This is a genomic window from Neobacillus sp. PS3-34 (assembly GCF_030915465.1).
Lineage (GTDB): Bacteria > Bacillota > Bacilli > Bacillales > Cytobacillaceae > Neobacillus_A.
Genome location: NZ_CP133267.1, coordinates 3,081,002 through 3,101,458, shown reverse-complemented (window position 1 = coordinate 3,101,458; position 20,457 = coordinate 3,081,002). Strand labels below are relative to the sequence as shown.

General features: G+C 41.4%; 23 protein-coding genes and 3 pseudogenes. 5 read left to right on the top strand and 21 right to left on the bottom strand.

The features are described from left to right. Positions 1 to 100 precede the first annotated feature (100 nt). Both yutH and RCG23_RS15950 read right to left on the bottom strand, forming a co-directional pair. Positions 101 to 976 carry a spore coat putative kinase YutH gene (gene yutH / locus RCG23_RS15955; RefSeq protein WP_308176523.1) on the bottom strand — a complete coding sequence of 292 codons (876 nt, stop codon included), beginning with the start codon at positions 974 to 976 and terminating at the stop codon, positions 101 to 103. Continuing rightward, the gene (locus tag RCG23_RS15950) at positions 969 to 1,112 is read right to left on the bottom strand and encodes a hypothetical protein (RefSeq protein ID WP_308176522.1); all 144 of its coding nucleotides are present in this window, start codon (positions 1,110 to 1,112) and stop codon (positions 969 to 971) included. The genes yutH and RCG23_RS15950 overlap by 8 nt, the downstream gene beginning before the upstream one ends. Positions 1,113 to 1,316: 204 nt before the next feature. Here RCG23_RS15950 and RCG23_RS15945 point away from each other — a divergent pair, with 204 nt between their 5' ends. Beyond that, a complete protein-coding gene (locus RCG23_RS15945; protein ID WP_308176521.1) occupies positions 1,317 to 1,817 on the top strand; it encodes a phosphatidylglycerophosphatase A family protein in 501 nt (166 codons plus the stop codon). A gap of 211 nt (positions 1,818 to 2,028) precedes the next feature. On the opposite strand, the gene RCG23_RS15940 is transcribed toward RCG23_RS15945, so the two are convergent. The 3 genes from RCG23_RS15940 to RCG23_RS15930 all read right to left on the bottom strand — a co-directional run bounded on the left by RCG23_RS15940 (position 2,029) and on the right by RCG23_RS15930 (position 4,655). Next, entirely contained in the window at positions 2,029 to 2,793 is a 765-nt protein-coding gene (locus tag RCG23_RS15940; RefSeq protein WP_308176520.1) for a TIGR01457 family HAD-type hydrolase, read from the bottom strand. An 89-nt stretch (positions 2,794 to 2,882) separates the two neighbouring features. Then, positions 2,883 to 3,320, bottom strand: coding sequence for a DUF86 domain-containing protein (locus RCG23_RS15935; RefSeq protein WP_308176519.1), 438 nt, complete (start codon positions 3,318 to 3,320; stop codon positions 2,883 to 2,885). A gap of 24 nt (positions 3,321 to 3,344) precedes the next feature. Further along, entirely contained in the window at positions 3,345 to 4,655 is a 1,311-nt protein-coding gene (locus tag RCG23_RS15930; RefSeq protein WP_308176518.1) for an EAL domain-containing protein, read from the bottom strand. Positions 4,656 to 4,851: 196 nt separating this feature from the next. Between RCG23_RS15930 and RCG23_RS15925 the strand changes: the two genes are divergently transcribed. Together RCG23_RS15925 and RCG23_RS15920 are read left to right on the top strand one after the other, a co-directional pair. After that, the gene (locus RCG23_RS15925) at positions 4,852 to 5,118 is read left to right on the top strand and encodes a DUF3055 domain-containing protein (protein ID WP_308176517.1); all 267 of its coding nucleotides are present in this window, start codon (positions 4,852 to 4,854) and stop codon (positions 5,116 to 5,118) included. 59 nt (positions 5,119 to 5,177) lie between these two features. After that, a complete protein-coding gene (locus tag RCG23_RS15920; RefSeq protein WP_308176516.1) occupies positions 5,178 to 5,465 on the top strand; it encodes a cytosolic protein in 288 nt (95 codons plus the stop codon). A gap of 48 nt (positions 5,466 to 5,513) precedes the next feature. On the opposite strand, the gene RCG23_RS15915 is transcribed toward RCG23_RS15920, so the two are convergent. After that, a complete protein-coding gene (locus RCG23_RS15915) occupies positions 5,514 to 5,789 on the bottom strand; it encodes a YutD family protein (protein ID WP_308176515.1) in 276 nt (91 codons plus the stop codon). A 114-nt stretch (positions 5,790 to 5,903) separates the two neighbouring features. Between RCG23_RS15915 and RCG23_RS15910 the strand changes: the two genes are divergently transcribed. Further along, the gene (locus RCG23_RS15910) at positions 5,904 to 6,533 is read left to right on the top strand and encodes a YhcN/YlaJ family sporulation lipoprotein (RefSeq protein WP_308176514.1); all 630 of its coding nucleotides are present in this window, start codon (positions 5,904 to 5,906) and stop codon (positions 6,531 to 6,533) included. Positions 6,534 to 6,579: 46 nt separating this feature from the next. Here the strand turns inward: RCG23_RS15910 and lipA are convergent. Then, a pseudogene (gene lipA / locus RCG23_RS15905) lies at positions 6,580 to 7,496 on the bottom strand (lipoyl synthase). A gap of 183 nt (positions 7,497 to 7,679) precedes the next feature. On the opposite strand from lipA, the gene RCG23_RS15900 reads away from it, so the two are divergent. Then, a complete protein-coding gene (locus RCG23_RS15900) occupies positions 7,680 to 8,672 on the top strand; it encodes a M23 family metallopeptidase (protein WP_374049763.1) in 993 nt (330 codons plus the stop codon). A gap of 42 nt (positions 8,673 to 8,714) precedes the next feature. Here the strand turns inward: RCG23_RS15900 and RCG23_RS15895 are convergent, their stop codons facing one another. The 14 genes and pseudogenes from RCG23_RS15895 to RCG23_RS15830 form a co-directional block, all read right to left on the bottom strand. Continuing rightward, a complete protein-coding gene (locus RCG23_RS15895; protein ID WP_308176513.1) occupies positions 8,715 to 9,008 on the bottom strand; it encodes a sporulation protein YunB in 294 nt (97 codons plus the stop codon). Beyond that, positions 8,971 to 9,438 (bottom strand): hypothetical protein, encoded by a 468-nt coding sequence (locus RCG23_RS15890; RefSeq protein ID WP_308176512.1) that lies wholly within the window; start codon positions 9,436 to 9,438, stop codon positions 8,971 to 8,973. Before RCG23_RS15890 ends, RCG23_RS15895 begins: the two co-directional genes overlap by 38 nt. A gap of 99 nt (positions 9,439 to 9,537) precedes the next feature. Next, complete coding sequence (locus RCG23_RS15885; protein WP_308176511.1) at positions 9,538 to 10,632, bottom strand: HD-GYP domain-containing protein; 1,095 nt, start codon at positions 10,630 to 10,632, stop codon at positions 9,538 to 9,540. A 272-nt stretch (positions 10,633 to 10,904) separates the two neighbouring features. Continuing rightward, positions 10,905 to 11,207 (bottom strand): YunC family protein, encoded by a 303-nt coding sequence (locus tag RCG23_RS15880; RefSeq protein WP_308176510.1) that lies wholly within the window; start codon positions 11,205 to 11,207, stop codon positions 10,905 to 10,907. Between the two features lie 68 nt (positions 11,208 to 11,275). After that, positions 11,276 to 12,280 carry a bifunctional metallophosphatase/5'-nucleotidase gene (locus tag RCG23_RS15875; RefSeq protein ID WP_308176509.1) on the bottom strand — a complete coding sequence of 335 codons (1,005 nt, stop codon included), beginning with the start codon at positions 12,278 to 12,280 and terminating at the stop codon, positions 11,276 to 11,278. After that, on the bottom strand, positions 12,226 to 12,627 hold the full coding sequence (locus tag RCG23_RS15870) for a bifunctional UDP-sugar hydrolase/5'-nucleotidase (protein WP_308176508.1): 402 nt from the start codon (positions 12,625 to 12,627) through the stop codon (positions 12,226 to 12,228). Before RCG23_RS15870 ends, RCG23_RS15875 begins: the two co-directional genes overlap by 55 nt. An 81-nt stretch (positions 12,628 to 12,708) precedes the next feature. After that, the gene (locus RCG23_RS15865; protein ID WP_308176507.1) at positions 12,709 to 13,530 is read right to left on the bottom strand and encodes a sulfite exporter TauE/SafE family protein; all 822 of its coding nucleotides are present in this window, start codon (positions 13,528 to 13,530) and stop codon (positions 12,709 to 12,711) included. 19 nt (positions 13,531 to 13,549) lie between these two features. Beyond that, positions 13,550 to 14,395: a DUF72 domain-containing protein gene (locus RCG23_RS15860; protein ID WP_308176506.1), complete on the bottom strand. Its 846-nt coding sequence runs from the start codon at positions 14,393 to 14,395 to the stop codon at positions 13,550 to 13,552. A gap of 209 nt (positions 14,396 to 14,604) precedes the next feature. Further along, positions 14,605 to 16,001: pseudogene (gene sufB, locus RCG23_RS15855) on the bottom strand (Fe-S cluster assembly protein SufB). A gap of 53 nt (positions 16,002 to 16,054) precedes the next feature. Continuing rightward, positions 16,055 to 16,495 carry a Fe-S cluster assembly sulfur transfer protein SufU gene (gene sufU, locus RCG23_RS15850; RefSeq protein WP_308176505.1) on the bottom strand — a complete coding sequence of 147 codons (441 nt, stop codon included), beginning with the start codon at positions 16,493 to 16,495 and terminating at the stop codon, positions 16,055 to 16,057. Continuing rightward, positions 16,485 to 17,713: pseudogene (locus RCG23_RS15845) on the bottom strand (cysteine desulfurase). The gene sufU and the pseudogene RCG23_RS15845 overlap by 11 nt, the downstream one beginning before the upstream one ends. Continuing rightward, complete coding sequence (gene sufD / locus RCG23_RS15840; protein WP_308176504.1) at positions 17,713 to 19,023, bottom strand: Fe-S cluster assembly protein SufD; 1,311 nt, start codon at positions 19,021 to 19,023, stop codon at positions 17,713 to 17,715. The pseudogene RCG23_RS15845 and the gene sufD overlap by 1 nt, the downstream one beginning before the upstream one ends. A gap of 20 nt (positions 19,024 to 19,043) precedes the next feature. Further along, on the bottom strand, positions 19,044 to 19,829 hold the full coding sequence (gene sufC, locus RCG23_RS15835) for a Fe-S cluster assembly ATPase SufC (RefSeq protein ID WP_308176503.1): 786 nt from the start codon (positions 19,827 to 19,829) through the stop codon (positions 19,044 to 19,046). A gap of 319 nt (positions 19,830 to 20,148) precedes the next feature. Continuing rightward, positions 20,149 to 20,358, bottom strand: coding sequence for a YuzK family famiily protein (locus tag RCG23_RS15830; RefSeq protein ID WP_308180182.1), 210 nt, complete (start codon positions 20,356 to 20,358; stop codon positions 20,149 to 20,151). Positions 20,359 to 20,457 lie beyond the last annotated feature (99 nt).

Genomic DNA, 20,457 nt, shown 5'->3' with positions numbered 1-20,457 from the left:
TGTTAATCGCCTTCCTTTGTCCATTATAAGCTTATTGTAATTTTAGCATAGTGGACAAAGACAAAGACAAGGACTATGAACTGCAATCTGATTCTCAAAATTATTTTGCCAGCCATTCCAGCAAGGGCAACTTTAATTTGTTGACCGGCGCACCTGCCAGCTGATAGAATCCATTTAAAAATTGCTCATATTCCCTGGATTGATTTAAAATCTTTTGCAGCTTCTCTTCAAGCAATTTTTTATCCTGTTCCGAGCGGGTAATATAATAGCTTTCTATACAATTAAAGTAATGAAGAGGAAATAAAATCCTTGAATAAAGGAGCCGCCAGGAAAAGGCTGATAATGGCGAAATTCCTTGGTAATCATCATAAAATTCCTTTACTTCCCGGTGATAGGTTTGGATATTATGAAAGTAGCGTTCCCTCGTCCATTCTGCCAGGTCCCTGCTGCGGTGGTCAAATACCCAATCAAAAGGATTTTTAATCAAATAATGCCTGCCCCATGAGGTGGATGAAAACCGTTCATGGCAAACAGTACCGTTGTCGGTATCAGCCGGGTTTTCATCGATTTCTGTGTCCACAAGATACTGAATAGCATTTTCTGTCATCCCCATATAATAAGGGAAAGTTTCAATGAACAGCCTCTCAAAATCGTCTTCAGGCGTTTGGAAGAGCATTCCGTTCCAAACCTTCTCCATTTGTTCCAAACGCTTTTCCCATAATTCCTTCCACTTTCCGATCCTGCTCGACCTCTCCACCTGAAAGGGCACCTTTCGTCCTCTCTCATGGAATTTTGCCAGCTTCCGCCCAAGCTTTTGTTTAGGAGGGGGTATCTCCTCCTGCCTGCTGGCCAAAACGCAATACTGATTATCCTCCCACTTTGTTAAAATTTTCCCAGAGGTAGTCGTTAGAAAATAAGGGACATGATTGTCTCCATAGCTTTGTAAATGCTCCGTTATTTTTTGGAGTTCAGCCACTTCCTCTTCCTCGCGGCCAGCCCGGCCTTGCAATTAAGTAAAGCCAACCATTACCTCTAAGGGCATCATAAGCATCAACCTTCACATATTCCTGCACCTTCACCCCGTACTCTTTTTCAAGCAGTTTCTGAAGCATTCTCACACCTCTTTTATAACTTTCTTCTTAAGTCATATATATGTATGAAATCGGGAAACTTGTTGCCTTAAAAGAATAAGAATAGCAATAGAGGAAAAGATGAAAAAGTATTGTCATCCATGATTCTCTTTCTGGCCGGAGAAGCATACTTTAAGGAAAAAGGGTATATATATTGGGAAAATCTAAAGAAAAGGTGATTAAAATATGGCTGAGGATAAGAAAATGGATTTGACCGAACAAACCGCCCGTAAATGGCTTAAAGAAAGAGGAGTAAAAATACAGGATATTGCTGATCTTGTTTACTTCCTCCAGCAGCAATACCATGAAAATTTAAAAATAGAAGATTGTTTGTCGAATGTGGAACGTGTCATTTCAAAACGGGAAGTCCAAAATGCCATCATTACTGGCATCCAACTGGATATGCTGGCTGAAAAAGGGATGCTTGAGGAGCCTCTTCAATCCATAATCAAAAGCGATGAGAGTCTTTACGGTGTAGATGAGATTCTCGCCTTCTCTATCGTAAATGTTTATGGTTCTATTGGATTTACGAATTACGGATATATTGATAAGCAAAAGCCGGGTATCCTCAGGCTTCTGAATGACAAGTCTACCGGAGAATGCCATACCTTTTTGGATGATATTGTCGGTGCCATTGCTGCAGCAGCATCAAGCAGGCTGGCACACCGTGCAGCACACGTCGAATAGAGAAACAAAAGGCGCAAGCGCCCTGGTTAGCCCCAACAGGCATAAGACGAATCACGCAGGAAATCCTGATTTCTGAAGTGATTTGGCTTATGACCCCGAGGGGCTGGGCGCTGGAGCTAGATTAATACAACTTGGTAGAAGTTTCCACTTCAATTAATTTTATTATTTCCTAGACAAAAACAAAAACCGGGCAATTTGCCCGGTTTTGCTATTAAGGTTCCCAATGATCGAGGGAATCAATCGAATAGGTTGGCTGAATGTCGTACCCGCCAAGCAATTCCTTCGTGGTTACACCAGTATGGACGAGCAGAGTGTCCATTCCTGCATTAATTCCTGCCATAATATCTGTATCGTAATAGTCGCCGACCATTATTGTTTCTTCCTTTGCAGTACCCAGTACCTTTAATGCCTGATCCATAATAACCGATTCAGGCTTTCCGATAAAAATGGGCTGCGTTTGGGTAGAAACCGTTACTACTGATGTTAGAGACCCATTCCCGGGCAGCAAACCTCTTTCCGTCGGAATCGCGATATCACCGTTTGTAGAAATAAATACAGCACCATTCCGTACGGCTAGACAGGCAGTTGCCAGTTTTTCATAGTTGATCGAGCGGTCAATTCCCGTCACGACAAAATCTGCATCCTCACCGGCAAAACGAAATCCTTTCTCCTCTAAAGCGGTCCTGATCCCCTCTTCACCAATAACATAAACGCTTGCATCCTTTTTTCTGCTGTAAATATAATTTGCTGTCGCCTGGCTTGTTGTAAAGACCTGATCTTCTTTAGCCGGGATATCAAATTCCCTAAGCTTTTCTGCCACCTGGGCAGGTGTCCTTGATGAATTGTTCGTGACAAATAAATATGGAATATCCTTTTGCTGTAATTTTTTCACAAAATCTGATGCTGCTTCAATACGCTCAGTTCCTTTGTACATTGTTCCATCTAAATCAATTAAATAACCTTTATATTTGTTCATACTCCATCACTCCTGCCTATATTCTTCCCGATTTCATTTGTAACTTAACTTCTCAAAAGAAAAAAGACCTGCCGAAGAGGTCTGTTTTACTAATTTTTAAATGCTGTTACCTGTCCTAGTTCATTTGTGAGGTATACCCGTACACTATCGGAGAAATCAGAAAGCTGCTGAATATTATTTTTGAATTCAACGGCCAATTCCTTATGATCAATCTCAGTATAGGATTGCACAAGCATTTTTCGGTATTGAATCAAATTTTTTAAACTCACGCCGGCTTTTTCGGAAACAACCTTTTCATCCATTAAAATATCGACAATATCGTCATAACTGCCAGGATCACGCATAATGAAGCCATCAATCATCATATTTCCTACGTCTAGCACCGATTCAATCATCATATGGCTCAGCCGTTCCAATGCTGCTTTTTCAAGCGGGGCTGTCCAATTCTTTTGCTCTAAAAAAAGAGCAATTAACGATTCTAAATACATTAATGTCTCTTCAATCTTCTGACGGTCCACAAAGTACACACAACCACATCCTTTGCTTTAAATCTAAGTTGCGAGGCTCTTAACCAGCGCGGCCGGACGGGCATAAAAATAACCCTGTGCCAGATCCACCTTATTGCGCGTCAGTACCGAAGCCTCCTCCTGGCTTTCGATTCCTTCCGCAACCACTAATGAACCCGCTTCCCTGGCTACAAGCAATAGCCCTCTCAGCATGGACTCCTTAACGGAATTTTTATCAATATTCTGGATCACCGACCGGTCAATCTTTATTATATCCGGCATGATTTCACTAATCGTATTCAGGCTGGCATATCCTGCACCTGTATCGTCTACCGCGAGCCTGAATCCCATTAGGCGCAATACTTTAATATTATATATGAAATCCTTCATTCCTTCGATTGAATCGCGTTCAGTAATTTCAAATGTGATTTGCTTCGGGGAAATATTTTTATATTTCTCCATTAGCTTTTTTACATCACGGATAAATTTCATATTCCCCAGAGTCAAAGGAGTAAAATTAATAAAAATATCCTGCTTGAACTCCAGCGATTTTATTTGCTTCAGTGTTTTTTCCAGGACGATCATTTCCAGGTCATATAAAAGCCCTGTCTGCCTTGCCACAGAAAAAAGGGGAAGTGGATTTTCGAGCACCGTACCGGCTGGCCCTCGTGACAGCATTTCCCATGCCCTTACTTCATTTGTTGCTACATCTATTATTGGCTGAGCCAACAGTTTTATATCCTTTTCCGTAACTATTCTGCTCATTGTATAAAGCATCTCGTTAAACTCAGAATCGACGCGTTTCTCAGCCATTGCCATTGCCTGCTGCTGCGCTTTTAACACGGCTTCCCGAATGGAATAATGTTTTCTCTCAACAAACATAAAGCCTGTTTCAAAAGAGGGTGAAACGCTAGGATAATCTATATGTAAATGCTGTTCAACCTCATGTGTAATTTTTTTCATTAAAGCATCAATTTCTGAAATCGAATTTCGTTCATGGTCCACTCTTATCGACAGCGTTAAGCCATCCCCATAAAAGTCGTGAAGGGTAATGACATCTTCCTTGTCCATCTCTGTTTCAATCACAAAACGGAAGTACTTTTTAACACGTTTCATAAATGGTTGAAAGTGGAATTGTCCGAGCAAATCAGCCAGATCTTTATTGTCTTTCATATTAAAGACAATAACTGCAACTTCAAATCCTTCTTTTAATGCTGTTCTTATTCCTTCGACAACTGGATCTCTTAAGATAAATTGCGGAGGATAAAAACGCATGGATGAAAGAGGCATAACGATTTTTCCCCATTGCATTAATCTCCGGGCTTTTTCCCTATAACGGCGGACCATTCTTTTCATTCCTCTCAGAAGTCAGCATACATTCTATAAGTCCATTGTACCATAAATACGGGGTTTCTGTATTTTTTTCCTGTATATGAAGTATTTACAAAATAATGGTCGAAAGTCTGACTGCCCATTTCTGAATTATTTTGGTAAGATAGAAACGAATCTTTGCCTTATCAAAGTAAAAATACATAATCAAAGGAGTTTAACCATGAGTGAACGTTTCTTTTTATATGATGAAAAAGAAGTAACAAAAACGCGATTTGTCAGTTTTTTAGGCGAAAATCAGCGCTTTGATCTGGCAATCGTCCAAACGGACCGCCATTACGGAAAAAGCCTCGTTCTTGACATGCAAGGAAGCCGTTTTGCCATTATTGGGCAGGATGACTTGCAGGAAGAAGGCTATCTTGAGCATGTTTTCAATTTAGAAGAACAGGAAGCCGAAGAACTTCGGTCATTTTTAACAGAACTCGTTTAAGGTTTCATGATTTTTTCTTCTATAGCCATACTAATAAAAATGGCAATAGGAGTGAAAGCATGGCCGATAAAGAGACGAAGTCTTACACTGATTTTTCAAATGTAGAAACTCAAAAAAATTTCCTTGCCGTGGAAACGCTGCCTGAAGGCCCATATGGCTCTCCCATTAGAAAAAACAAACCTGTCGAAAATAAAAGCACCCCCTGGAGAGAAGGCCAGCGCTATCACAGCGCTTATAATTACGAGTTTAAATCCTTGCATCAAAATTTGCCGAGGCAAATGGATGGAGCCCATCCAACACATGACGACCCGGATAAAAATGAAGAACTTCCTTACACAAACACATAAGGAAGGTTGAAAAGGCCAGGAATCTGTAACAGATTCTGGCCCTTTCTATTATTTTTTAACCTTTTTCAAAACAAAATAAGCACATCCAAAATTGCAGTACTCATATAAATATTCGCTCAATGTGCTAATTTTTGTATCAAAGGATGCTTTTTGGTTTTGATCATCGAAAAAGCCCCTCAAGCGAAGCTGGCCATAGCCCCAATCCCCGACAATATAGTCATATCGCGATAATATATCGCTAAAACGCGCTTTCAAGGCTTCTTCATTGAACGCGTTTCTATGCTCTTCTAGAATTTCATACACTGTATTATTAATTGTAATCATCTTCTCACCTCAATTTTCCAGCTCTTGTTTATTCCATTATAACCGATTCACCATCAATTTCTAAGTGAAAAAATCTTGCAACTGGCAACCCTATTAACAGGGGGTGAAAACACATTGAAAAAAATACTTTTAATCCTCGGAGCTTTCTGCCTTTCTACTGTTCTCGGCTGTTCAAGGCAGGACCGGGATGTGTATCATGAAAGCGGCAATACCATCAATGTAAACAATAAAAGGAATGAGCTATACAACGAGAAAAAAGATATGGGCGTTCGCAATATGCGGAATGATTTTGGATATGTCCGCCACCAAAAAAGTCCGGTGATGGGTGACAGGAGTTCCAATGGCAATGAAGATACTCTTGACCGAGAAAAGCTTGCCAATATGATCAGCAAATACAGTACCGATCTGCCAAATGTCAATGATGTGGCTACACTTGTGACTGACCAGGAGGTTCTGATTGCTTACCAGACGGACTCCAAAAATCGCAAATTGACGGCTGACCAGGTGAAAAAAACAGGCATGTCTGCTGTTCCGCGTTACTATCATGTTTATGTTTCGGATGATAAAAGGCTGATGAAGGAAGTGGAAAACCTCTCCCATCTGAACTCGACAAGCAGAGAGGCACGTCACCTGATACAAAATGTAATCGTTGAAATGAAAAGCTACCCTCAGGGAGACCGGATTAATTCTAACGAAAATGAAAATGGCGAAACTCCTGATGATGTGAAGAGAAATATGAAGTAATAAAAAAAGAGTTCAGCATTTAATCATTAGCTGAACTCTTTTTTAATTAAGCTTCTTGAACTTCCTTTTCCGCAAGCATGGATTTATGCTTTGCTGCGGCATTGACTTGTTCGTCTGCATGGTACGAAGAACGGACAAGCGGCCTGCTTCACAATGGCTAAATCCTTTACTCAGTGCGATTTGCTTTAATTCTTCAAATTCAGCAGGGCTGTAATATTTTTCAACCTTAATATGCTTTTTGGTTGGCTGCAGATATTGGCCAATGGTCATAATATCTACATTATTTGCACGCAAATCATCCATCGTTTGGAGAATTTCTTCTTTAGTCTCTCCCAACCCAATCATTAAGCTGGATTTGGTCGGAATGTCCGGCTGCATTTCCTTGGCACGTTTTAAAAATTCAAGTGACCGTTCGTATGTAGCACGGGCTCTGACTCTCGGTGTCAAGCGACGGACTGTTTCGATATTATGGTTTAAAATGTCCGGACGAGCTTCCATTAACACTCTTAGGTTTTCCTCCACTCCACCCATATCAGACGGAAGGACTTCAATACTTGTTAATGGATTTTTCCTGCGGATAGCCCGTACTGTTTCCGCGAATACAGCAGAACCGCCATCCTTCAAATCGTCTCTTGCAACTGCTGTGACAACAGCATGTTTTAAATTCATTAACTGGACGGAATCCGCCACTCTTTCCGGCTCTTTTAAGTCCAGTTCAGTCGGAAGCCCAGTCTTCACTGCACAAAAGCGGCATGCACGGGTACATACATCCCCCAAAATCATAAATGTAGCTGTTCTTCTCACAGCCCAGCATTCATGAATGTTCGGACAGCGTGCTTCTTCACAAACCGTGTGAAGATTTTTTTCCCTCATCATTTTCTTTAAGCCATTATAATGCTCATTCGTATTTAGCTTTATTTTTAACCATTCAGGTTTTCTAAGATGTTCTTCTTTTTTACTCAATTTTTCCACCTCATTCAGTCGTTAAAATCACACTTTACCAATGCGAGATGATTCTTCTTTTGTCACTTTATCATACTAAAACAACCGCGACAAGCCGGATAGCTTTCATTACCATTTATTAACCATTATAAATGAACGATGAACTCACAAACTAATTGTACATCATATGAAGGGAGGATTCCTGTGCGGGCAATTTTAATAATAACCGCTTTTTTATTATTTTTTACGGTTCTGCCTACTGGACCTGTCAGGGCGGGAGAGCCTGATATGTATCAGAAAAGAATGGAGCTTTATAAAAAAGTGGAAGCACTGACTCAAATCCCCTGGTATTATTTAGCTGCTGTCGATCAATACGAACGCAATATCCGCCAGGTGCGCAGGGACTTGCCAAAGCCAGAGGGTATTACAGGCATCTATTTTCGGCCTGAACAGTGGGCTGGAATTACGAATCCCAACCCAATGGATGAGAATCCTGTCTCCATTCACTTTTTTAACGGAATTGGAATAGATGGAAATGGCGATAATAAAGCAAGCCTTAAGGATGACGAAGACATCCTCTATACATTTGCATCCTACCTTCTTACTTACGGAATCAATCAAGATAATATAAAAATTGCTTTATGGGATTATTATAAACGTGATAAAACGGTCGGAATCATAGTCGGCAAAGCAAAAATCTATCGTCATTTTGGCAGGGTCAATCTGGATGAACATGCATTTCCAGTACCGATTCGAAGCAATCACAGCTATAACAATACCTGGGGGGATGCCCGGGGCTGGGGTGGCAGGAGAATTCATGAAGGAACAGATATTTTTGCCGATTACGGCGTCCCTGTTCGGGCTACCGAGTATGGAATTGTTGAGATGAAGGGCTGGAATAAATACGGAGGATGGAGGATCGGTATAAGGGATATAAATAATACGTATCATTATTTTGCCCATCTAAGCGGCTTTGCCAAGGATCTAAATCTCGGCCAGATCGTCGAACCAGGAATGTTGATAGGCGGGGTAGGAAGCTCCGGCTATGGTCCGCCCGGAACCTCCGGCAAATTTCCTCCTCACCTTCATTATGGAATGTATAAGGATAATGGGTATACCGAATGGTCCTTTGACCCATATCCGCATTTGAAAATGTGGGAACGGATGGAAAGGATTAAGGCTAGAAAGAAAAAATAAGGAAAAGGACTGCCCGCGGGACAGTCCTTTGCTTTATTCGATTTAATTCCCGCTTCCCGGAAGTTCAATGGACGGGGAGGAATTCCCTCCTCCATTGTAATATTGCGGAACATCACCTTCTATTAATCCCTTGCCTATAGGAACTGTCTGTTCTAATTTTGTGATTTTTGTCGCAAAAGGAGTAATAATCTGAATCGAAACCACTAAATGAATGGAAATATCAATCCATACATTGTTAATTCCAATTTGTTTTACTTCCGTCTTTACATCCGGATGGACGTCACCGATGGCATTGAATCTAACAGGAATTTTGGCCCAAATTTCCCAGCAAAGCAATATTGGTAGCCTGGCCAAGTGGAACATACCATATAATACCTTCTAAATTTTTTGGCTTATTTGTCTCAATATCGACCTCTGTCAATTGTCCTAGGGCAGCAAGATCGCCTTTTTCAGCCATTTTTATATTTTTCTGCACTTCCATCGTCGTTTCAGCAAGAACCCTGTTAATAACATCTGTCTTCAACGTGTAACCTGACGACTTCCCGTTTTTATCGGGAATTCCTACAAATATATTGTTTATGTCCTTGACGTTAACCGTTTTTTTAATGACAGCCTTATTGATGACAAGTGAAGCAATTTTTCGGGTTTGTGAATCAGCATAGCTCATAAGGGTAGGGGCAATGCCTTTATTGATGATCCATAGCCCTGCAGCCGTAGAAAAAATAAAAAAGACGAAGGTCAGTAAAAAAACATATCGATAAGGCAAGGGCCTCGCTGAATTTTCCGTATGCGGAACTTTGCCAAAAAAAATCCCCCCTCTACAAGCTATATGTATGCTGCAAAGGAGGGAACTAGCCCAATTACGTTAGTTCTTTTTAAAGGTTGTGTCACAAGCGGTTATGACAATATGAAGCTCCGTTTTTAAATCTAAATCATACGGCTCTACCTCTGTCCCGTTATCTCCAAAAATCCTGACAGTAGGACGGTCACTGAGGCCTTTATTTTGCCTGCTGACAACGCCCTTTCGGCCATCACTAAGTTCAACCGTTATCCCTGCAGGATAGATGGCTACCGCCTGCCTGAAGGCTTCTATTAAGCTGGATTCGTACAAGCTGCCAGAACCGGCGTAAAGAATTTCAAGGCCTTCATGGGGGAGCATTGCCCTTCTATAAACTCTATTTGAAGTAACTGCATCAAATACATCAGCTACGGCAATAATTTTTCCGAAATCGTGAATTTCGCTGCCCTGAATTCCGCGTGGATAGCCGGAGCCATCCAGCCTTTCATGATGCTGAAAAGCACAGTGTGCCACGATAAGAGGAAGTCCTGGGATTTTGCGGAGGATGTTATAGCCTTGTTCCGCATGTTTTTTTATTTCTTCGTACTCATCCTCTGTCAAACGACCTGGCTTCAATAGAATATGTTCATCAACCTTCATTTTACCGACATCATGCAGAATGGCACCCAGCCCAAGGATTTCAAGATCCTTAGGAGGCAAATTCAACTGCAGGCCAATCGCTAAAGAATACATTGTTACATTAAGCGAATGCGTGAAAATATAATGGTCGTATGTAAAAATATCAGATAACAAAACAAGCAGGTCATCGTTTTGTTTAATTTCAGATACAATGTACTTAATTAGTGTTTTAAAATCCTTCGTTGCTTTTTCAAGCACGATTGAACCAGACAGAAATCTTTCATCCTGTATTTGAGTGAAATTCGACTCAATCGTTTGAATCGCTTTCTGGCGAACTTTAACAGACAAAGGCTCTTTAACGATAATATCCTCCGTCTTGCTGTCTGTCACATAAATATAATGGATTCCCATACCCTCAAGACGCTCCAGGAGTTTTTCGTCCAGTTCTACTCCTTGATTTAAAAGAACTTTGCCCCGGTCATTGTATATGGCTTTTCCAAGTATTGCTCCCTTTGCCACGGAGGCCGTTGCAACTAATCTCATAATAAACTCCCATCCATAAATCCCTTATAGAGGAATGAAGTGCAAAATTCGACAATTTTACCTTTATTAATATTATTATCTGTAATTTTAAAAACTTTCAACTGCATATAGTAACCTTTTTCATCTTTTTTTTCGACATTCGCCTAAATTCAACTTAATATTCCACTATATGTATAAGAAAAGCGCTACCGCTTGAGCTAGAAACTGTTCTAAGTTGAAAACTTTACTTATACTTTCTATAAAAAATGACAGCCTGCCTTCATGGCAAACTGTCAATTCATTAGCAGCAAAGCATCCTTTCCAGGCATCCCATTATGGATTCCAAGTTTTTCTGCTTCTATAGTAATGGATTCAAGCGGCGCATTTAGCAGCTGATCGATTGTTTTAACCCCGACAGCCCTACCTGCGATAATCCCCCGATCCTTTAATTTTTCGTTTAAAAGTGCTATATCCAGGGCCCCGCACATGATATAACCCTTTTCACCTGTAACCGCCAGCAATGTCGTTTTTGGAAGCTTAACAGTTACTGCCAAAAAGGTCTTGCCGCTGATTTCAACAGGGTACAAATCAATCATTTATAGCACTCCTTTCCTATCCATAACAACTTATGTATAAGGCAGGAAAAAGTGTATTGGCATTCTGCCTATTTCATTAACTTCCACTGCAGTAAATCACGCATTAGTTCTGGCAAAAAATATTGCTTCCTTTTTGCACGTAAGATTTCAGGAAAAAACTTTCCAAAAGTAAACATATCGGGTATGGCAAGGCGATAAACCTTTTCCGGTAGTAAATTCACACCGTTTATCATAACTTTGTGCTCATTTTCAGTGAAGGATATCTGGTTATATATCATTTTTCCCATCACTTGTCCCCTAAACCCAAGCCCCAGTATCGGCATGTGCGGCCATTTTTCATCTCGTGCTTGTAAAAGCACTTCTTTAAGTTCGCTGCCAGTCAATTCAACCGTACATGGATTGATCAAATGAGGGCAGACTTTGTGTAAATCAAATTTTGTTACCTCTCCTGAAAGGGAACCCAGGAGCAGACCCGCATTCAAAAAAGCACAATCCGCATTGCACCATTCTCTGAGTGCTTCACACAGCATGTTTGGAAGCTCGGATTCTTTAAAGTAATCGCTTTGGATGGCCTTTGAAAGTGTCACCACTTTTTCATCAAGCAGCTGTTTTCCTATTTCAATCAAGGAATTGGCATCGTTTCGCTCGTGTTCACTTTCAGGCAATTCATTTACATCGTATAGCATGGCCTTTTTATCCCTTACGGTTTTGGATTGACACACGTCGAGCATTATATGCCCAACATATTGGCCGTGCTTTCCGGCTGCGCCCAAAAGGGTTTCATTTACCAATCTTCCTTCATGGAGTATATGATGGGTATGCCCCCCCAGAATGACATCAATTTTGGGAAACTCCTCCGCAATTCTTTCATCCTCGTTAATGCCTAAATGGGAAAGAAGAATGATAACGTCTGTTTGTCCCTTCAAAAGCTCCATTACTCTTTTTAGTTCTGTCAACGGGTCGGTTAAGCTCCAGCCAAGTAATTCATAAAAAAGCCCGAAATTGACGGTTAAACCAATTACACCAATACGGGTGCCTTTTCTTGTTTTATAAATAGTAAAAGGCTTGGCCAATTGGGACGATTACCGTCTGCTTGATACAAATTCGCGGCGAGAACATCAAATTTTGCATGCTCATACAGGGTATCCAATTCTTCATGCGGGAGCGTAATACCTTCATTATTGCCTATCGTCACTGCCGTATAACCCGCATTATTTAAAAGGTCTGTATTTCCCTTTCCCATTGTTGCCTCCGTATAAGGGTGCCAGCGGTCCATGTGGTCTCCGATATCGAAGAGGAACACCTCATCCCCCGCATCCTTATGCCACCGCTTCCGTTCCTCGAACAAGCTATGTATCCGGGGCCAATGTTCAAAATGGCTATGTATATCATTGGAATGATAGATATGAATGGTTTCCATGCTTACTCTTCCTTTTTGGCTTCTGTCTGGAAGCTTAATCATCGGCTGAATAGAAATGGTTTTTGAAGCCAGTAGGTCCTATTAGCCAAAAAAGCCCTGATAAATTAGCCGCAGTCCAACAACAATAAGGATGGTCCTAAGAATTAATACGATTGTCTTGCTTTTTAGCTTGGTATTTAAATATACTCCAACTTTCGCGCCAATCCATGCACCAGGAATAAGGGCAAGGGCATAAAGCCAGTGGACGTTCCCAAGAGTGATATGGGTAATGGAACTAAGTACTGATGAAGGAAAAATCATGAACATCGAAGTGGCAACAGCCACATGCGGCGGGAAAAAGAATATTAAAATCATGGCCGGAACCATTAACGAGCCGCCGCCGACTCCAAATATACCGGAAAGAAACCCGACGAAAAAAGAGATGATAATACCAATTACAGGACTAAATCCGTACTCAAACATCTTCCCGGAATTATCAGTAAAGGTACGAATAATTCCTCTGTCTTTTCGGTAGGGTATCGGCTTTAATTTATTTTTGAGAGTCAAAACAACAGAAACGAAAATAATGAAAAGTCCGAAAAAAATGCTGAATGAATGCAGATTTAATTTTTCTGTGACCCATGCGCCAAGTATGCTTCCGGGCCCACTTCCTATAAGGAAAATAAACCCGCTTTTATAGTCGATAGTCTTATGCTTCATATAAGAAAGGGTTGAAGAAAGTCCAGTAAAAATCATCGTAAACAATGAGGTTCCCACTGCCACCTGTGGCGTGATATGGTCAAAACCCGGCAGCGTACCTAAATAGAGCAATGAAGGTACGACAATAATGCCCCCTCCAAGGCCGATGAGTGAGCCAAGTGAACTCGCGGCAAGGCCAATCAGGACGAGTACTATCCATTCCATTTAAAATCCTTCTCTCCTATTAAAATAAATCAAGCTGTCTTGGAGCCATGCCTTCGTATTTAATTTGCAGCATATCTATCATTTGCTTTGCGTTATCTGCGGCGTCGCCACCAGAGTTATTATTAAATAGAACGAAAACATTTTCACATTCTTTTTGCAGCTTTCTAAAAAAACCTGCCAATTCTTCTAATTCTTTTTGATTATAGCGATATAAGTAACGGACTTCCCGCCAATTTTCAGCATTCTTTTTTTGCCAGCCATGCACATTTCGTCCATGCAGCCGAACAAGCACTTTTTCAGGATTGACGGCCTCTAGCACGAGAGGAATCGAGCCTTGGCCTGACTGGGGTTCATCGCAAATGCTGTGAATCCAATTTTCTTCCTTTATAAATTCTAAAGTTTTGTCACGCATTCCATTCTGGTACCATGACTGGTTCCTAAACTCAAGGGCACATGGAATATCGCCCATTTCGTTCCGGCACCATCTCAGGTATTCCACATTTTCTCTTTTGCAATCGAACCAGGGCGGAAACTGGAAAAGAACCATTGCCAATTTATTTTTTTCATGATAGGGCTTTAAAGACTCCTTAAATGCCATAAACATTTTTTGTTTGCTTTCGAACGGTATTTCTCCTCTTTGATGCCCCGTCATCCCCTGATATGCCTTTACGATAAACTGGAACGAATCTGGCGTTTCATCAACCCATTTAACCACATTTCGGACAGGCTGAATGGCATAGAAGGCCGAATCGACTTCAACAATCGGAAAATGCCCGGCATACTCTTTTAATTTATTTCGGGGATTGATGCCATTCCCATATAAACTATCATGGTCACCCCACCCTGTCACGCCAATATAAATCATAAAATCACCCCAGTAACATTATCATAGCATAATGGATGGCCACACTGATGCTGTTATGTATTCATTTTCCCCATCGTCCAGTATGATGAAACTTTTATAGCAAAAGTAGATGCAGCAGGCAATTTCTTTTAACACTCAGAAAACAACACGCTTTTTCAACCGAGAAAAAACCGCCTGCCAGCTTGGCAGACGGATTTCAATTCAAAGGATTAACCGATTGAACCTTCCATTTCAAACTTGATCAGGCGGTTCATTTCGACTGCATATTCCATTGGAAGCTCTTTTGTGAATGGCTCTATAAAGCCCATTACAATCATTTCAGTTGCTTCCTGTTGAGAAATACCGCGGCTCATTAAATAGAACAGCTGCTCTTCAGAAACCTTGGAAACCTTTGCTTCGTGCTCCAATGAGATATTGTCATTTAAAATTTCGTTGTAAGGAATGGTATCAGATGTAGACTGGTTATCCATAATCAGCGTATCACATTCGATATTTGCACGTGCGCCATCGGCTTTGCGGCCAAAGTGGACCACTCCGCGGTATGTTACCTTACCGCCGTGCTTGGAAATTGATTTTGAAACGATTGTTGATGAAGTATTTGGAGCCAAGTGAATCATTTTCGCTCCCGCATCCTGGTGCTGGCCCTTACCTGCAATCGCAATTGATAAGGTCATACCGCGTGCGCCTTCACCTTTTAAAATAACAGCCGGATACTTCATTGTTAATTTAGATCCAATGTTACCATCAATCCATTCCATTGTTGCGTTTGCTTCACAAACGGCACGCTTTGTAACGAGGTTGAACACGTTGTTTGCCCAGTTCTGGATGGTTGTATAACGACAGTATGCATCTTTTTTAATGATGATTTCTACAACGGCACTGTGAAGTGAGTTCGTTGTATAAACAGGTGCTGTACATCCTTCTACGTAATGAACATGTGCACCCTCATCGACGATAATCAGGGTACGCTCGAATTCGCCATATTTTCTGAGTTAATGCGGAAATATGCCTGCAATGGCGTATCTACTTTTATCCCTTTAGGCACGTAAATGAACGATCCGCCTGACCATACAGCTGAATTCAATGCAGAAAACTTGTTGTCAGTTGGAGGGATAACCTTTCCAAAATGTTCACGGAAAATATCTTCGTTTTCCTTCAATGCAGAATCAGTGTCTTTAAAAACGATTCCGAAGGCCGTAAGATCTTCCTTCATATTGTGGTAAACTACCTCAGATTCGTACTGGGCGGATACACCCGCTAAATACTTTTGTTCTGCTTCCGGAATGCCAAGCTTATCGAAAGTAGCCTTGATTTCTTCAGGCACTTCATCCCAAGACTTCTCGGACTTTTCAGACGGCTTTACATAGTAAGTAATCTCATCAAAGTTTAGAGAAGCCATATCTCCGCCCCATTGAGGCATTGGCATATTGTAAAAATGCTCAAGTGACTTCAAACGGAAATCAAGCATCCATTGCGGTTCTTGCTTCATTTTAGAAATTTCCTCAACGATTTCACGTGTCAAGCCACGCTTAGACCGGAATATGGAAACGTCTTTATCGGCAAAGCCATATTTATAATCACCGATTTCAGGCATCTTTTTAGCCATCTTCGTTTTCCTCCTTTTTGAACGGAAAGGGCGTCACGTCCTTCCACGTCCTGTTATTGCCCCTCTTCCTGGAGCCCCTTTTCCATTGCCTTCCATGCCAATGTGGCACATTTTATTCTGGCTGGAAACTTTGAGACTCCCTGCAGAGCTTCTATATCACCTAAATCAATATCATCATCATAATCTTTGCCGAGCATCATATCGGAAAATATTTTAGACAGCTTAATTGCATCATCAATTTTTTTCCCTTTTATTGCCTGAGTCATCATGGAAGCGGATGACATTGAGATTGAACAGCCTTCACCCTCGAACTTTGTGTCAGTGACGATTCCATCCTCTACTTTCATGGTAAGCTGGATGCGATCGCCGCAGGTGGGGTTATTCATATTGACTGTCAGGCTTCCCTCTTCTAAAACTCCCTTATTACGGGGATTTTTATAGTGGTCCATAATCACCTGGCGATAGAGAGTATCTAAATTATTATTAGAAGACATTGCTGAAATACTCCTTTGTTTTGACAAGTCCTTCTACAAGCTTATCAATATCCTCTTCGGTATTATATAGGTAAAAACTGGCTCGGGCAGTCGCAGAAGCTTTTAACCATCGCATCAGCGGCTGTGCGCAGTGATGGCCTGCACGAACTGCAATACCTTCGGCGTCAAGGACGGTTGCAACATCATGAGGATGGACTTCATCCAAATTAAATGTCACTAATCCAGCGCGTTGTGCGGCATTCTTTGGCCCGTAAATCGTCATACCTTCAACCGTTGACATTCTTTCAAGCGCATATGCAGCAAGCTTATGTTCATGCGCTTCGATATTATCAAGGCCTACCTCCTGAAGAAAATCGATTGCAGCTCCAAGGCCGATAGCTCCAGCAATAATCGGAGTCCCACCTTCGAACTTCCAAGGAAGCTCTTTCCATGTGGATTCATAAAGCTGGACGAAATCAATCATTTCACCGCCAAATTCGATTGGCTCCATGTTTTCAAGAAGGTTTTTCTTCCCATAAAGCACGCCGATACCAGTACGCCGCACATCTTATGTCCTGAGAAAGCAAGGAAGTCGCAATCCAAATCCTGGACATCTACTTTCATATGCGGAGCGCCCTGGGCAGCGTCAACTACCATGACAGCACCATTTTCGTGTGCAATCCGTGTAATATCCTTAATCGGATTAATAACTCCAAGCACGTTGGAAACAAGCATAATGGATACAATCTTCGTATTTGAAGTGATCGTCGACCGGACATCCTCAAGAGAAATGCTTCCATCTTTCTGAAGCGGCAAATATTTCAAAGTGGCACCAGTGCGTCTTGCCACCTGTTGCCATGGAATAATATTGCTGTGATGCTCCATGTGGGAAATGACAATTTCATCGCCTTCATGAAGGTTAGCTGCAGCATAACTTGCAGCTACTGTATTCAAAGCAGTGGTTGTTCCTCTTGTAAAAATAACTTCCTGTGTGGACTTCGCATTAATGAATTTACGGACTTTTTCGCGTGCTCCTTCATAGGCATCAGTCGCCATTGTGCCCAGCGTATGGACACCGCGGTGAACGTTTGAATTGTATCCGCGGTAGTACTGGTCGATTGCCTCAATGACTTGAACCGGTTTTTGCGATGTCGCCGCACTGTCCAGATAGACAAGCGGCCTTCCATTTACTTCCTGATCCAATATAGGAAATTGTTTACGAATATCCTGGATATTCATTATCGAACTTTCCTTTCTATCACTTCAGTCAGCTGTTTCTTAACGCCTTCAATAGGAAGCTGATTTACCACCGGCGCAAGGAAGCCATGAATGACAAGGCGTTCTGCTTCTTTTTGCGGAATTCCGCGGCTCATCAAATAATATAATTGCACAGGATCGACACGGCCGACAGATGCAGCATGTCCTGCAGTAACGTCATCTTCATCAATCAGAAGAATTGGGTTGGCATCGCCGCGAGCTTTTTCACTAAGCATCAAGACGCGTGATTCCTGCTCTGCATTCGATTTGCTCGCACCATGCTCGATCTTGCCGATTCCGTTGAAAATAGCCGAAGCGCTGTCCTTCATTACGCCATGCTTCAGGATATAGCCTTCAGAATTCTTTCCGAAGTGGACAACCTTTGTCGTAAAGTTCTGTATCTGCTCTCCGCTTCCGACAACAACTGTTTTGGTATCGCCGTATGAACCGTCGCCAACCAGATTGGTCACATTTTCGGAAATCGTATTGCCATCGTTCATTAAGCCAAGTGCCCAGTCAATCCGGGCATCCCTGCCAGCAATACCGCGGCGGTTTACATATGTTGTAACGCCTTTTGCAAGATTATCAACTGCACCGTATTGGACCTTTGCGTTTGCATTTGCAAATACTTCTGTAATGATGTTGAAGATTCCGTTTGCGGAATCAACTGTAGAAATATAGTTTTCAACATATGTTACCGAGCTGTTATCTTCTGCAACAACGATTACGTGGTTGAAAAGATTCGTCTCGCTATCATCATGGACATAAACCGCCTGGATTGGCTCGCTTACCTCAACGTTCTTTGGAACATATAAGAATGCGCCTCCGTTAAGAAGTGCCGCGTGAAGCGCTGTAAGACGGTGTTCATCTGCTTTGACGCCATCTGTCATAAAATACTTTTGCACTAGCTCGCTGTGTTCGCGTGCTGCAGTGAAAATATCTGTAAAAATAACACCCTGGCTCTTTAGATCTTCTGTTAGAGTTAAGAAGGCAGGAGTTTGATTGCGCTGAATATATAAGTTCTTTTCAGCAGTTTCTGTGCCGATTAATACTTTTACTTCTTCAGCCAATTCGCCCAGAGAAGTGAAGGCCTGGCTTTCGACAGTGTGGCTGCTAAATTGCGTGAAATTCCATTTATCTATTTTGGTTTTATCAGGCCTTGGCATTGGCAGTGTTTCTGCGTTTTCAAGAGCTTTAATGCGAAGCTCTCCAAGCCAGGACGGTTCACCCTTTTGTTTTGAAAAAGATTCAACATACTCCTTTTCAAATGGCAGTCTTGTTTCTGTTGTCATTTTGGATCCTCCCTTAACGCTTACGCTTCTTGCCCAACTGTTTCATCTTCAATTCCAAGTTCTTGCTTGATCCAGTCATATCCTTCTGCTTCTAAGCGCTGTGCAAGCTCAGGTCCGCCAGATTTGACGACACGACCCTGCATCATGACATGCACATGGTCAGGAGTGATATAGTTTAAAAGACGCTGATAGTGTGTAATGATTAAACATCCGAAATCTTCGCTGCGCATTTCATTGATTCCCTTTGAAACAACCTTCAAAGCGTCAATATCAAGACCGGAGTCGATTTCATCCAGGATGGCCATTTTAGGCTCAAGCATCATTAATTGCAGGATTTCATTGCGCTTCTTTTCACCGCCGGAAAAACCTTCATTTAAATAACGCTGCGCCATATCCTGATCCATTTCAAGGAAATCCATCTTTGAATCCATCTTACGAATGAATTTCATCAATGAAATTTCATTTCCTTCTTCCAAGCGGCTGTTAACCGCTGAACGTAAAAAATCGGCATTTGTTACGCCGTTGATTTCGCTCGGATATTGCATTGCTAAAAACAGGCCTGCACGCGCACGCTCGTCAACTTCCATTTCCAGTACATCCTTGCCATCAAGCGTAATGCTGCCGCTTGTAACTTCGTATTTGGGATGTCCCATGATAGCAGAAGAAAGAGTAGATTTTCCGGTACCATTTGGTCCCATGATCGCGTGGATTTCTCCGCCTTTTATTTCTAGGTTTACACCTTTTAAAATTTCTTTCCCATCAATTTCAACATGAAGATCTTTAATCGTTAAAGTTGACCCAGCCATATATATACCTCCGAAAAATAGTCTTTGTTCAAAAAAATGACATATTTCTATTCTCATTTTATTCTCATTACAATCTTATAACAAATGAAAAGTGTTAGCAACTCTTAAACAGTATTAAATAAAGCCAACTAAATTGGCGATCATCCCTATAATTTTTTTCAAGCAAATGAGAATGAGTGCTTTTAAATTGAAAAACAAACCTTTTATATTTTTTCCAATCTGAATTTGATTCATGTATAGAGGTTTGTGGCAATGGCAAAAGAAAAGCCAGTGACTTTTTCACTGACTTTCCGAATTTCTTCATTAATATATGTCTTTATTATAAGTGGGCTTTTCTATCCAGGTCTGCCACAATCCGCTGGCTCTTAAGATAGTCTTCTTCACGCCTCTGTTCTACTTCCATCCTTACGTCGTGTTTCTGGCTATAAACTGCATAGCCTACTCCATGGGCTGACTGCATTGCTTTTTCCATTTCATTTGTGTAGTTCAACTGAAGATGGTTGATAATGAATCCTTCCCTTCGAATCATGTTTTAAAAATCTTGTCCGTTGGACCATTATTTATTTACCCGGACAAAACTTATAAAAACGGATTTCAGGCAAAAAATTGCTGTTAAATCTTGGAGAAG

Coding starts and splice junctions, on each gene's coding strand:
- RCG23_RS15925 (WP_308176517.1), top strand. CDS start 4,852: ATGAGTGAACGTTTCTTTTTATATGATGAAAAAGAAGTAACAAAAACG.
- sufD (WP_308176504.1), bottom strand. CDS start 19,023: ATGACAACAGAAACAAGACTGCCATTTGAAAAGGAGTATGTTGAATCT.
- RCG23_RS15920 (WP_308176516.1), top strand. CDS start 5,178: ATGGCCGATAAAGAGACGAAGTCTTACACTGATTTTTCAAATGTAGAA.
- sufU (WP_308176505.1), bottom strand. CDS start 16,495: ATGTCTTCTAATAATAATTTAGATACTCTCTATCGCCAGGTGATTATG.
- sufC (WP_308176503.1), bottom strand. CDS start 19,829: ATGGCTGGGTCAACTTTAACGATTAAAGATCTTCATGTTGAAATTGAT.
- RCG23_RS15870 (WP_308176508.1), bottom strand. CDS start 12,627: ATGGAAACCATTCATATCTATCATTCCAATGATATACATAGCCATTTT.
- RCG23_RS15880 (WP_308176510.1), bottom strand. CDS start 11,207: ATGATTGATTTGTACCCTGTTGAAATCAGCGGCAAGACCTTTTTGGCA.
- RCG23_RS15950 (WP_308176522.1), bottom strand. CDS start 1,112: ATGCTTCAGAAACTGCTTGAAAAAGAGTACGGGGTGAAGGTGCAGGAA.
- RCG23_RS15930 (WP_308176518.1), bottom strand. CDS start 4,655: ATGAAAAGAATGGTCCGCCGTTATAGGGAAAAAGCCCGGAGATTAATG.
- RCG23_RS15940 (WP_308176520.1), bottom strand. CDS start 2,793: ATGAACAAATATAAAGGTTATTTAATTGATTTAGATGGAACAATGTAC.
- RCG23_RS15945 (WP_308176521.1), top strand. CDS start 1,317: ATGGCTGAGGATAAGAAAATGGATTTGACCGAACAAACCGCCCGTAAA.
- RCG23_RS15885 (WP_308176511.1), bottom strand. CDS start 10,632: ATGAGATTAGTTGCAACGGCCTCCGTGGCAAAGGGAGCAATACTTGGA.
- RCG23_RS15830 (WP_308180182.1), bottom strand. CDS start 20,358: ATGATTCGAAGGGAAGGATTCATTATCAACCATCTTCAGTTGAACTAC.
- RCG23_RS15915 (WP_308176515.1), bottom strand. CDS start 5,789: ATGATTACAATTAATAATACAGTGTATGAAATTCTAGAAGAGCATAGA.
- RCG23_RS15865 (WP_308176507.1), bottom strand. CDS start 13,530: ATGGAATGGATAGTACTCGTCCTGATTGGCCTTGCCGCGAGTTCACTT.
- RCG23_RS15860 (WP_308176506.1), bottom strand. CDS start 14,395: ATGATTTATATTGGCGTGACAGGGTGGGGTGACCATGATAGTTTATAT.